Source organism: Rhizobium sp. BK619, assembly GCF_014195245.1.
Classification (GTDB): Bacteria; Pseudomonadota; Alphaproteobacteria; order Rhizobiales; family Rhizobiaceae; genus Rhizobium; species Rhizobium acidisoli.
This window is the reverse complement of sequence record NZ_JACIBH010000018.1, coordinates 1-12,082: the sequence shown is the minus strand read 5'-3', so window position 1 is coordinate 12,082 and position 12,082 is coordinate 1. Positions and strand designations below refer to the sequence as shown.

The 12,082-nt window shown below is 61.4% G+C and carries 9 protein-coding genes and 2 pseudogenes; 2 read left to right on the top strand and 9 right to left on the bottom strand.

The window, feature by feature from the left end; genetic code table 11:
• Nucleotides 1–240: 240 nt before the first annotated feature.
• From FHX14_RS29335 to FHX14_RS29290, 9 genes and pseudogenes are all read right to left on the bottom strand, one after another.
• The gene (locus FHX14_RS29335) at nt 241–1,026 is read right to left on the bottom strand and encodes a hypothetical protein (protein WP_184380499.1); all 786 of its coding nucleotides are present in this window, start codon (nt 1,024–1,026) and stop codon (nt 241–243) included.
• A gap of 21 nt (nt 1,027–1,047) precedes the next feature.
• Nucleotides 1,048–1,824 (bottom strand): annotated as a pseudogene (locus FHX14_RS29330) (phage major capsid protein); the annotation flags it as partial.
• 1,037 nt (nt 1,825–2,861) lie between these two features.
• Nucleotides 2,862–3,056, bottom strand: a pseudogene (locus FHX14_RS29320) (phage major capsid protein); the annotation flags it as partial.
• A 32-nt stretch (nt 3,057–3,088) separates the two neighbouring features.
• Entirely contained in the window at nt 3,089–4,135 is a 1,047-nt protein-coding gene (locus tag FHX14_RS29315) for a hypothetical protein (protein ID WP_184380495.1), read from the bottom strand.
• 92 nt (nt 4,136–4,227) lie between these two features.
• A complete protein-coding gene (locus FHX14_RS29310) occupies nt 4,228–4,539 on the bottom strand; it encodes a hypothetical protein (protein WP_184380493.1) in 312 nt (103 codons plus the stop codon).
• A 14-nt stretch (nt 4,540–4,553) separates the two neighbouring features.
• Nucleotides 4,554–6,710, bottom strand: coding sequence for a hypothetical protein (locus FHX14_RS29305; protein WP_184380490.1), 2,157 nt, complete (start codon nt 6,708–6,710; stop codon nt 4,554–4,556).
• A complete protein-coding gene (locus FHX14_RS29300) occupies nt 6,710–8,281 on the bottom strand; it encodes a terminase (protein WP_184380488.1) in 1,572 nt (523 codons plus the stop codon). Before FHX14_RS29300 ends, FHX14_RS29305 begins: the two co-directional genes overlap by 1 nt.
• Entirely contained in the window at nt 8,247–8,717 is a 471-nt protein-coding gene (locus tag FHX14_RS29295) for a hypothetical protein (RefSeq protein WP_012556909.1), read from the bottom strand. The genes FHX14_RS29300 and FHX14_RS29295 overlap by 35 nt, the downstream gene beginning before the upstream one ends.
• Nucleotides 8,718–8,735: 18 nt before the next feature.
• Nucleotides 8,736–8,972: a hypothetical protein gene (locus FHX14_RS29290; protein ID WP_012556908.1), complete on the bottom strand. Its 237-nt coding sequence runs from the start codon at nt 8,970–8,972 to the stop codon at nt 8,736–8,738.
• A 1,022-nt stretch (nt 8,973–9,994) separates the two neighbouring features.
• Here FHX14_RS29290 and FHX14_RS29285 point away from each other — a divergent pair.
• A complete protein-coding gene (locus tag FHX14_RS29285; protein WP_184380670.1) occupies nt 9,995–10,876 on the top strand; it encodes a dienelactone hydrolase family protein in 882 nt (293 codons plus the stop codon).
• 90 nt (nt 10,877–10,966) lie between these two features.
• Entirely contained in the window at nt 10,967–11,146 is a 180-nt protein-coding gene (locus tag FHX14_RS29280) for a hypothetical protein (protein WP_184380486.1), read from the top strand.
• Nucleotides 11,147–12,082 lie beyond the last annotated feature (936 nt).

Below are 12,082 nucleotides of genomic sequence, written 5' to 3'. Positions count from 1 at the left end.
GGGGAGATGCGGGCGCCGAAGCGCCGCTGTGATGTCGTGCCGGTGGCTGCCCCTCACCCTAACCCTCTCCCCGCTTGCGGGGAGAGGGGACGTGCCCTGCGAGAGGTAGTGGGGACGGAGAGCTCGCGGCTTGCTCCCTTCTCCCCGCAGGCGGGGAGAAGGTGCCGGCAGGTGGATGAGGGGCATGCCACGCATGGAGAGGGCGAAACGGGCGCCGAAACGCCCGTCGATTGCTTTGATTTAGTTCACCTTCGACAGAAACGGCCGCATCAGCGTCGCTTCGAGCACGCCCGTCGCCGTGATGGTGATAGCAGTGCCGTTGGCCGTCGCATTGGCCGAGAGCGTGATGCTCTGGATGACGCCGTTCGGGTTGTAGGTGATGCCCGAGATCGTCGTGCCGCCTGCAATACCGGTGCCGGCGACCGCCGCACCGATGAACGGGCCGGAGCCGGCGCTGAGGCCGGCAATACCCGCCAACAGGTTGGAGCCGTTGACCGTTGTCGCCGTAAACGTCTGGTTGGCGGCGGCAAAGTTGACGTTGGCGATGGCCTTGGTGGTGGCCGTGGCCGAGGCCGGGGCGCTCGCCTGGCCTGCGGTGGTGGTGGTTTCGGCAACGACGAGGGCCGCCGTTGCGGTCGCCACCTGCGACGGCGCCTGGCCGTTGCGCTGCAGCCAGATGTAATAGGTGCCGGCGGCAAGGGTGATGGCGCCAACCGGACCGCCGGTCAGCGTCGGCGGCTGGGCGGCCCCGGAAAAGACGCCACAGCGCTGGCCGACGACGGCAGCGGCCGTAGTCAGCAGCGAAGCGACATAATCCCGGGTCCACTGGAACCACTGGCCGGGCTGAAGGGTCGTCTGCGAGGCCAGCACCAGCTGGCAATAGACCCATTCGGATTCACGATCACCGCCGGCGATCGCGCCGAGGGCAAAGTTCGGCCCGGGAATACCGGAGCCGGAAACGATCGGGCCTTCGACGACGAACGGGTTCGCGCCAAGACGATCGGACTGGATTGTTGCGATCGACATTTGCTTGTTCCTTTCGTTCGATCAGGCGAACAACACGCCCTGCAGGAAGGCATTGTTCATGGTGAGGTTGCCGGCGAAGCCCATGAGCTGGACGAAGGCATCCTGGTTGGTGTTCATCCGCTCGTCACCGATCGGCGCCATGTCGCGGTCGCGGTGCGGGCGGTAGAACAGGTACTTGGTGTTGAGGAAGAACATCTGGTTCAGAGGCGCGCCGCCGCCGAAGCCGCCGTCGAAGATCACGTCGGCGCCCATGTATTGCAGCGACTGGAAGCCGGCCATGCCCTTGTCGGCCGAGGTGATGCGCTGGATCGCCTGCAGCGATTCCCAGTAAAGGCGGAAGAAGTTGTTGTCGGCGACGACGAGGTCGGGTGCGTCGGAACCGCGCACGCAGGACATATAGAGCCGGTTCATATAGCTCTGGATGTTGGCGTTGGTGGCGGCCGCACCGCCATCGGCCGAGGCCGAGAATTTCTGGTTGCGCCAGAAACCCCAGGTGGCGCGCGAGATGCCGCCGACCGTGCCAGAGGTCGGCGAGGTCGAGATCAGCAGTTGCAGGCCGCCGATCTGCCGCCCGCCATCGGCCGTGCCGTCGGAATAGCAGTCGAGCGCGATGTTGTTTTTCAAAGTGGTTTCGGCATTCTCGATGCGCTGTTCGAGCAGGTCGAGGATCGCATCCTCGCCGGAATTCTGCAGCTGTTCGAGGCCGGACATGGAGACGGCGACCGCAGCCTGCTTGAGGTCGTATTCGGCAGCGGTGATGACGTCGGAGGGTTGGACGTTCAGGATATCGTAACCAGAGTCAGTTCTGTTATCGCAGAGGCTCTTTATCCCCTGCTTCTTCACCTTGCGCCAACTCAGTGAAGCTCAGACTATATCTTCCCATTTGCTATGGGCCGGGATTTCGTGGGCAGATTATTCTTTCGTCACTGCCTAGTCGTTCGACCTTCCGCATCCCTCACAATCCATCGGATTGCTACATATGCGGCTTGGTTCGGGATTGCCATCATTTTGATTCAGATGCTATTATTAGAACACAACATCTGATTGGCGATAGTTTTCCCCGAATTAACCCGGTTTTTCACCTGAGGTAATACGTGCCACAGATCACTTTGACATGTGAATATTGCGGAGCTTCTTTCGAGAAATGGCCTTCGGCGATCCGCTATGCGGAAGCCAACGGAACATCCTCCAAATTCTGCTCTAGAGCCTGTGTCGGCAAAGCCCGATCAGATGGTTCGATCGAAGCTAAAAGGAAGCGAGGCTCAACCCTTGTCTGCGAGGCATGTGGGAATGGTTTCTATCGAACCGTCAGCGACATCAAGGCGGGTCGGTCTCGGTTTTGTTCCGAGCCCTGCCGCCAGCAGGGATTTAGGCTGAAGCTGATCGATAAAAGCGCTCCACGTCCTCAAAATCTAAGGGGCAAAACAATCACATGTGTTGTTTGCGGGGATCAGGCATACCGCAAGAAATCGATGATCGAAAGGAACATCGATAAGACCTGCGGCGATCCTAAATGCGTATCAGCTTATGGCAGGTCCATGTGGGGACTTGAGCCATATTCCGAGGAGGAGTTCTTGAAGCCGCGCCCGAGACGCCGATACCGAACCACTAATTTCACGCCATTGCAGCGAAAGAAGTGGCTTGGAACAGAGTGCGCTCATTGCGGTTCGAATTCCAACCTAACGCTGGATCACATAATCCCTTGCTGTGCAGGTGGTACAAACGTTCAAGAGAATGCTCAAACGTTATGCGGCCGCTGCAACAATATCAAAGCTGCCACAACGGACAGGCTTTTGGCACGCAAGCAAACCTCAGGCGGCGGCTGCAAAAGTTAACCGCTTGAAGGTGGAATTTTCCTGGTACTGCAGTTCCTGGACGATGGTGCGGCCGCCGGAGATCGGCTTTTTGCGGCCGCGGCTGTTGAGGCGGGTGAGAAGACCGTTGTTCTTCGTCACGTCGTCGGCGACCGTGCCGCTGCGGTTGCGCAGCGTCGTGGTGACGATTTCAGAGAGATTGGGCGAAATGGGCATCGATCATTCCTTTGATCAGAATTGGCCTTTGATCAGACTTGGCCGCGCGAAAAACGCATGGCGTCGCGCAGCGAGTCCCGGATGGAGGTGGGCTGGCCCCTTGCCGCATCGCGGGTCGGGCCCGGCGCGGAAGAACCAGAGATGGATCGCGAGGCGCGGCGGGCTTGATCTGCCGCTGCGGCCCTCTGGGCTTGGAGTTGTGGGACGGATGCCTGAGCAGTCTGGCTGATCAACTGCCGGCGAATGTCCGGGCGCATCCAGCATGCGGCGTCGTAGGCGTCCTGGAGCGACGTTGCCCGCCCTGCGTTGACAAGGGCGATCATGTCCTCGAGCACATCTTCGGCGTGCGCGTTTGCCGGGTCGGAAAGGAAGGCATCGACTTGAGTTTCGGTGTCTCTTTTCCGTAGAACGTGTTCGACCGTGGCCTCGACATTGATGGATCGAGGCTGTGGCTGTACCTGCTGCGCATTGCGCTGCAGGGCCTCCCCCGTCTGACCGTTGACGAGGGCGTGAAGATTGACCCCGGCCACCTTGGCGACGTGAAGAACGGTGTTGACGGGATCGCGGATCAGCGCCTTTTCCCAGTCGATCGCCCGGCGCATGACATCGGCATGGGTCATGCCGGCCTGGCGGATCAGCGGCGTGAATTCCTCGAGGCCCCTGTAATCCTGCAGCACGCGGAAGCCGTTATCGACCTCCTGTTCGCGCTTGGCGATCGCCGCCTGCACTTCGCCGGGAAGGCTGGTGAACTGCGCCTTGGCTTCCGCCGACCAGCCGGGCGGAACCCGGCTGCCGATAGCTGCCGGCTGATCGCTGGCCTGGCCTCGAGACTGCGGTTGAGGCGCCTGCTGCTGGGGGGTCGGCACCCCTGCCCTCGCTGCGGGAGCCTGTTCCTGCCCCTTGGCGAGAAAGCGGCCGTTTTCACCGTCGCGCGGCTGGCCTGATATATCGCCCGGTCCATTGGCCTCGACGGTGTCGATCGCCGCTTTCAGACTGTCGCGGATGCTGACGGGTTTATCGTCGAACGCACCAAAATCTTCGCTGCCGTTGCCGGCCTCGTTCAGGTCTTCCATATCCATTGGGAAATTTCCTATGTCGGGGATTGATGCCCGTTAGAGCTTTTATGCATGTCGTTATCCCGGAACCGCTACACACTTCCGGGCGACATGCATTAGGCGTTGTACTCGGCGTGCACCCGCCGCAATTCGTTGCGGATCGCGTTACGATCCGTCTTCGGCTGCTCGATCGGCTGCGGCTTTTCATTGCCGATCTCGACCACGCCGGCTGCCCGGTAGGCCGAGCGCAGCCTGGCTTTCGAGGTGTAATGCTTTCCGTCATGCATCGACTGGATATCGATGCCGTCGCTGACGAAATGCGGCGCTGGCAGATCCGACTGCGCCGGGTTTTGCGCCGGCAGGCAGTTTTGCGGCCATTGGTCGAGTGCGTGCCAGCCGCCGCAGACGCGGCAATAGCGTTCTCTCATGCTTCTGCTCCCGTTCACTGATAGGCCGGCTGCGGCGGGAATTGCTGTGCTTGGAGCTGCTGCCCCTGGATCTGCTGCCCCCCGATCTGCTGTAATGCCTGCGCCGCCATCTCACCGCGCGCCTGTTCCACCGTGGCGCGATGCTCGATCTCGGCCTCCGCGACACTGAGTTCGGCCTTGCGCTGTTCGGCACCCGCCTTCACCTCGGCGGTTTTCAGCTTGAGCATCTCGCCGGGCGATGGTTGCGGCTCCGCTTTCGGCGCGCTTGCTGCCTGGGAAAGCTGGGCTCCCACCTGCTCCAGCGTGCTTTCCAGCTGACGGCCGGCGCGGAAGCCGCGGGCGGCAAAGAGCAGCGTCTCGACCATCACCGGCACCAGCATCGGGCTTTGCTGCGCCATGGCGCCGGCCTGCTGCATGAAGCCGCCGACCATCTGGACGAATTCCATGCGGCGCTGCTTTTCGGCATCCTCGTCGGGCTCGATCGTCGAATCCGTCTCGATCTCGATCTGGAAGCCGCGAATGCTGTCATTGCGCAGGAGCTGCACCACCTCGTCGATCGTCGGCTGCTGCATCATCTGCTGCAGCTGCGGCGGCATTTCGGGCGGCGCCATTCCTGGGGACGACTGGGCGGGTTGCCCCATCTGCTGCGCCCGCATCGCCGCCTGCTGCGCTGCCATCTGCATCTGCTGCATCTGCATCTCGACCTGCTGCTTCTCGGCCATCGTCGGCAGCTTGATGCCGCTCACCAGCATCAGCGTTTCCGGCTGGAACTGGTCGCAGATGATTTCGCCGGCAAGGCGGATGATGTCGCGGGCAAAGCGGGCCAATTCGGCCTGGCGGTCGCGAATGCGGATCGAGCCCCACTGGCTCTTGATGCGCTGCGCCGTCGCGGTTTCGGACGCCTGCGTGTCGCCGCGCACGATGTCGGAGATGCCGGTGATCTGGTAGACGTCCTCGATCAGCTGCTTGCGGGCGGACATGCAGGCGACGATCACTTTCTGCACCTCGTCGATCGGCAGCGTCACGATCGCTTTCGAGCCACCCTTGTCGGTGAAAGCCGCCCATTCCGGGATCGGCACCATCACCATATCATTCTCAGGCCGCATCGCTTTCTCGATCGCCGGCGAGACCGCGCCGTCGCCGGAGGGATAGAACACTTTCAGGCGCAGCTGATCGGTCAGCTTGTTGATGCGCTTGGTCAGGAGATCGATCTCGTCGCATTGCTGCTGGTAGTAGACATAGTCCGGAACCGGGATCAGCGAGCTGGTCGACATCGTGCCGTAGGCCGGGCGCGGGCAAGGCCAGAAATGCGTCAGGTCGAGTGGCGGCTCCGATACTTCCAGCGCCACCGGCGAGCCGTCGGCGATCCAGACGGTATAATTCTCGCTCTTGCACCAGATTTCCCAGACATGGGTCTTGCCCTCATTCTCCAGCCGCTCCGCCTGGCTGGCGCCCTTATTGCCGGCAGCACCTTCCGCCGCCCGGGATGCCAGGGCCTCCGCGCCGAAGCGTTTTTCCATTTCCTCGTCGGTCATCGGCACGCGCCGCGCCACCCAGGTCACGTCCTTCCAGCGCCGCGCCGGCGAATGCAGGAAGTCCGACCAGTGGACATAATCGATGCACACACGCTCGTCACTGATCGCCTCGGGCGCTGCTCCGCCGATCTCGCCGGGCAAACTCTCGGGTCGATTTTGGGCTGCCGCCGGGTCCGAGGGCTGGACGCCCATATCGAGCGGCTCGAAATCGGCCTCGTAGCGCAGCCACACCGTGCCGCGGGCGCAGAGCAGGAAATCGTCGCGCACCGCCCGCATGATCGAATCGATATCGGCCTCGTCGCCGGTATAGGCGAGATTGCGCTCGACCAGTTCCGAGGCGATGCGCGCCACCGGCTGGGCATCCTTGAAGCGGCGCTCGACGACCGGCTGCGGCACGCGGGCATAGACGGCCGGCTGCAGCACCGAAGTATTGGCCCAGAGCATCGGAAAGCGGCGCTTGGCGGCGCTCGTCTGGTCGGACTGCTGGTCGAGATAGATCTTCTCGATCTTGACGCAGCGGTCGTGCCAGGATTTGAAATAGCGCTGCGCGCGTTCGAGCTCCTGCTGCCAATGGGCGCCGACCTTGGCCGGATCCCAGCGCTGCCCGCCCTCTGAAGCCGTTATTTCTTCTTCCATCAAACACGCTCGCTTTGGGTCGGAGTGGAATCGGCAAAATCGTTGAATGTCATCGTCTGGAATGTCGGCAGCGGCTTACGCTCCGGTTTCAGCGGCTCGGGCGCCAGGCCGGTAAAGATGATCGCGAGCCCGCCGAAAGCGTCGGCGCCGTGCGAGGCCCAGTTGTGCAGCGGCTCGTCGCGGAAGACGCCGAGATCCTCGTCCCAATCCTTGCGGTAGTTCCTCAGGCACTTGATGCCCTCGATGCAGCCGGCCTGGTCGAACTCGACCTTTGCCAGGATGCGCCGGGTGCCGTTGATGCGGTCGTGCACATAGGCGCGCTCAACCTTGCGCACCGTGCCGAGACCGCGCGCCCTGACCTCTTTCAGCATGATCTCGATGCGGGTCATGCCGCCGCGCGTCCATTCCCGGACCTTGATGTCGTGCGGCATGTTATGGACGCCGTAGACATAGCCGTGCTCGGTACTGCGCCGTGCCAGCTCGTCGAGCATGCCGTCCATGCCGGTGCCGGTATGCTCGAAATAACCGATCATCCTGATACGGCCGGGCAGCACCTGGAACAGCCAGACGCTGTTGGTGTCGTCCATGCCGATATCGGAGATGGTGTGAACCGGATAACCATCGACATGCGGGAAAACCCCGATGCGTTCCTCGGCGTCGGCCACCGCCATCTGATCGGCGTAATAGGCACCCTCGACGCTCGCCTCGAAGGCTTCGGCCGGCGTCGAGGGATATTCGCGCTTCATGTCGCCGAGCTGGGTTTCGGCCTTCTTGACGTACCAGGCCTTCTGCCCGTCGGTCAGGGTGATACCTTGTTCGGCAAGCTGGCGGAAATATTTGGCGAAAGCATCGCTGACGATGACGCCTTGAGGCGCGATCGCATATTGCGGCTCTTTCCACCACGGGAAGAAATGGAACTTGAAGTCCAGTTCGGTCAACTTGGTGACTTGCCGCTGCTTGACCTTGGCATCCTCGCAGAGCGAATAGAAATGCCCTTCCTGGCCTTCCGCCGTGCTTTCGACGAAGACCAGCTGGCCGGCCTGCACTGTGTTCAAGGCGCCGGTGCGGACCTCCCTCGCCTTCTCGGGATATTTGGCGCAGAGCTTTCCATATTCGGAAATATGCAGATATTGCAGCGTTCCCGAGCGCAGCGAGGTGCCGACCCGGATGCTCGAATTGTTGGCGAGCAGCAGTTCGGTCTGGTTGGTCCTGACGACCGGCACGGCGTTGCGAATGCCTTCCGGCAGATTGTCATAGGGATATTTGATCTTGTCCCGAAAGATCGTCTGCACGTCGCCGAGCGTATGGGCGATGGTGCCCGCCCTGATATCCCGGTTGAAGACGCAGGCATCGAGCATGAAGATCTGGATGAAGGTCGTCAGGCCAAGCTGGCGGGCCTTCAGCAGCACATTGAGATAATGCATCTCTTCGAAAAACGTCATCTGCGTCCAGTTCATTTCGAACCTGACGCGCCGGCCCGATTTGTCGGTGATCCAGTAGAGATTGTTCAGCCGCCAGCGCCAGTCGGAAAACTGGTCAACCGCCGTTTGGAAGTCCGCGGGTTTTGCCATTGATATCTTCCAGCAATTGCGAGACTTCGCCGGTCACGCCCTGTTCGGGCTCGGCCTTCGAACCGTATTTCTTCGGCCTGAGCTTCTCGGCAACCCATTGGCGGGTGGCGATGCGCAGCTGCGAGCGCCGGATCGCCTCGCCATTCTCCTGCCAGCCGGTGGTCTCGCCGGCGGCATTCTTCTTCTCGATCCAGTCATTGCTGCGGTCATCGGCAATCTCGACCAGCTCGTCGACGAAGCCGTCGGCGAGGATCTCGCGCGCCAGCGCATAGCGCGCCCGAAACGCCGCCTTGCCGTCGTCGGCAAGCCAAGAGAGCACCGTCGATTTCGCCGGCATATCCTCATCCCGGCAGATCGCCCGCAGGCTTTCCCTGTCGGCAATGCGCTCGCAGATCTTCTCGGCCAACGCCTGGGTGAACTTGGTCGGTCTGCCCATGGGTCTGTTTCTGAAAGCTCAGAACAGCGCGATGATGTTGGACGCGGTGGTCCCGGTCAGCGCCACGATGGCCGCATGAACGGGAAGGATCGTCCCCGCCGGCACGCTCTTGAAGACCACCGGATCCACATCCCGCCGCGGCGCAATCGCCACATCACCGGCCGTGCCGATATAAAGCGCACGCGCCCCGACAATCGCACTATCATTCGGGGTCACCGCTGCTGCCCGCGAGGCCGGAGCAATCGAAGCGTCCATTGCAGTTCTCCTTGTGAGAAATGGGTGTCCATGCCGACGCTGCCCCAGGGGCACGCTTAGCTCCGATAGGTTTGGCGAAAACCTCCATCCATCCTCCATCATCCCAGGCCTCGAGCCTGGGATCCATGCCCACGTCTGGCGGAAGCCAACGTGGATCCTCGGGTCAAGCCCGAGGAGGACGGAGAAAGGGGTGGGCTCTGCGCCAAACCCGCGGTGGCGTTCGATGACACTGGCCGGGGAGGCTGGGCGAATGCATGCAATCGAAGAGCGATACCGACTTGATCATCGGCATTTGCCTTCGGATTCAATTTTCGCAGCTTGGATTTACGGTAGTGATAAATGATCCGCCGGGGGGTGATCAAGGGCTGATGTGGGTTTTGTCAATTTGAAGTGCACGCCAGAATGTCACCCACTGCTGCGGTGGTGGATTTGGCGAAAACGCCACCCCCCAACCTCCGTCCTCCTCGGCCTTGAGCCGAGGATCCATCCCCACTGCTGATGGAGGTCAAGGTGGATCCTCGGGTCAAGCCCGAGGAGGACGGAGCAAGGGGTGAGCACTGCTGAAAATCCGCGATGATGGCTCAGTCACTTTAGCCGCTGTCATCGGCTCGATGGAGATGGCATGCCGACATCGACTTGGCCAACCACACCTCCGAATTCAAATCTCGCAGTTTGGATTTACAGTAGTCTTAACTGACCTGCCGGGGGGGGTGATCAAGCGCCTGATTGTGGGTTTATAGCGTAGAAATCCGCCCCTCACCCTAACCCTCTCCCCGTAAACGGGGCGAGGGGACATGCCCTGCGAGAGGTTGATGGCGAACTGAGAGGTCACGGCTTGCCCCCTTCGCCCCGTTCACGGGGAGAAGGTGCCGGCAGGCGGATGAGGGGCCCTGTACCGACCTGATTCAAATTTCGCAGCTTGGATTTACGGCAGTCATAACCGACTTGCCAAGCGGTGATCAACGGTTTCTGATCGTACGCCGCCGCCACCCGCTTTGCCAAGCTTAGAGGTCCGGCGTACAATTATCGGGCTCTCGGTCAAACGGTTGGAGGCGTCAGTGAAAACCGCGAGACTCTTTCTCTGCCTTTTCGCTCTTCTCGGCGTCGGGCTCCCAGGAAACCCGGCCAAGGCCGACGAATTGGTGCGGTTCGAAAGCGCTCCCGTCAAGCTGAGCGCCTTTCGAATCCGCAAGGCCGCTGAACAAGGAGAATTACTCTCCCAACCGCCCGGCACGCCATTGCTCGGATATTTATCCCGCCCTCAGGGCGACGGTCCCTTCCCGGCGGTCGTCGTCATGCATGGATGCGACGGCATGCGTCCGAGTGTCAAAGACCTTTGGCCGAAACGGCTTGTCTCCTGGGGTTACGTCGTGCTGGTCGTCGACAGCTTCACCACCCGCAATATCCAGGACACATGCCGAAGCGCGCTCCCCGATCCCGTCTTCGACGCCTATGGCGCTTTGAATTTCTTATCGAAGTCGAGCTTCGTCGATACCAGGCGCGTTGCACTGATGGGCTTTGCGGCAGGCGGCACCGCGACGCTGGAGGCAACCAAGATTGAGGGGAACGAACAGCTGATGGACCACAAGTTCAGGGCAGCGGTCGCCTACTATCCGATCTGTGCGGCAAGTCAGGGCGATGCGACGGTGCCGACCCTGATTTTAAGCGGCGACCGGGACAATTGGAGCCCGGCTGAGCGATGCCGGAAGAGGCTCGCCGGTGTTGGCGACGATGCCCCGCCGATCGAGCTCAATCTCTACAAGGGTGTTTATCACAATTTTGATGCCCCCGAATTCGCGATGGGAAGGAGGGTGTTGGGACACATCGAAAAATACGACCCCGACGCCGCAGGAAAATCCATCCGCAGCGTTTACGCGTTCCTTCGCAAGTCGCTCCTGAAGTGAGAACGCGCCGCGCGTCGTATGCCCGCTTGCGCGCCACTGTTGAAACACGCCGTCCGTGGTATGGTGCATACTCGCAAAAGGAGCGAGCGGATGATCTGGATATACTCTGTCATCGGCGTCTTGATCGGCGTGTTATTGATCGGCCTTGCGCTCTGGCTCGGCATGTCGCCATCATTATCCGAGCGACAATCCTGGCTCCCGGAACCAAGCGGAAACTCCGTGGAGTCGAATGATTCGAGCATCGCTGGGCAAGGCAGCGACGTGGCCTAGAGAAGGCTGAAGGCTAGAAGCGGAACCGTCACAACAACGCGAACACCGCCAGCATGTCGCTGATTGGCAGTGCCATCGGCGAGTTTGTCACCAACACACCCCAGTCTCCGTCATTCCAGGCCTTGAGCCTGGAATCCATGCCCGCTGCCGGTGGGGGCGCGGCGTGGATCCTCAGGTCAAGCCCGAGGAGGACAGAGGGTGGGGTGAACTCTGCGGCAAATCGGCGACGTATGGCGACTCCGTAGAGCCGAATGATCCGAAGCATTGCTGGGGAACGAAGCTCACACCCGCGAGAATTGGACGCCAGCGGTTGGTTTGGCACCACATACTCCCAATCTCCGTCATTCCAGGCGAGCCTAGAATCCATACTCGCTGCCGATGGGGGCGTCGTGGATCCTCGGGTCAAGCCCGAGGAGGACGGAGGGTGGGGGAGCTCTGCGGCAAATCGGCGATGTATGGCGACTCCGTAGAGCCGAATGAGCCGAATGATCCGAAGCATTACTGGGGACGAAGCTCACACCGGCGAGAATTGAACGCCAGCGGCTGGTTTGGCGCCAAACACAGCCCCGATCTCCATCATTCCAGGCCTTGAGCCTGGAATCCATGCTCGCCGCTGATGGGTGGCCGTCGCGGATCCTCGGGTCAAGCCCGAGGAGGACGGAGGGTGGGGTGAGCTCTGCGGCAAACCAGCAAGTATGGCGGAGTATAAGCGCAAGTACGCTTCCCAATCGCACTCTTCACGCCTAACGCGCCGGCAGCAAGTGTGGCACCACATACCCCCAATCTCCGTCATTCCAGGCCTTGAGCCTGGAATCCATGCCGCTGCCGATTGGGGCGTGGATCCTCGGGTCAAGCCCCATAGGCGCTAACTTAGCTGCCGATGTGCGATGGCGCGTCGCCTTCGTGGTGGTTCTCGCAGTCGATGTAGCAGCTGGC

What these genes read in the sequence shown, in the direction of transcription:
- FHX14_RS29310 (WP_184380493.1), bottom strand. Translation starts at nt 4,539, where the DNA reads ATGAGAGAACGCTATTGCCGCGTCTGCGGCGGCTGGCACGCACTCGAC.
- FHX14_RS29315 (WP_184380495.1), bottom strand. Translation starts at nt 4,135, where the DNA reads ATGGATATGGAAGACCTGAACGAGGCCGGCAACGGCAGCGAAGATTTT.
- FHX14_RS29335 (WP_184380499.1), bottom strand. Translation starts at nt 1,026, where the DNA reads ATGTCGATCGCAACAATCCAGTCCGATCGTCTTGGCGCGAACCCGTTC.
- FHX14_RS29300 (WP_184380488.1), bottom strand. Translation starts at nt 8,281, where the DNA reads ATGGCAAAACCCGCGGACTTCCAAACGGCGGTTGACCAGTTTTCCGAC.
- FHX14_RS29280 (WP_184380486.1), top strand. Translation starts at nt 10,967, where the DNA reads ATGATCTGGATATACTCTGTCATCGGCGTCTTGATCGGCGTGTTATTG.
- FHX14_RS29295 (WP_012556909.1), bottom strand. Translation starts at nt 8,717, where the DNA reads ATGGGCAGACCGACCAAGTTCACCCAGGCGTTGGCCGAGAAGATCTGC.
- FHX14_RS29290 (WP_012556908.1), bottom strand. Translation starts at nt 8,972, where the DNA reads ATGGACGCTTCGATTGCTCCGGCCTCGCGGGCAGCAGCGGTGACCCCG.
- FHX14_RS29305 (WP_184380490.1), bottom strand. Translation starts at nt 6,710, where the DNA reads ATGGAAGAAGAAATAACGGCTTCAGAGGGCGGGCAGCGCTGGGATCCG.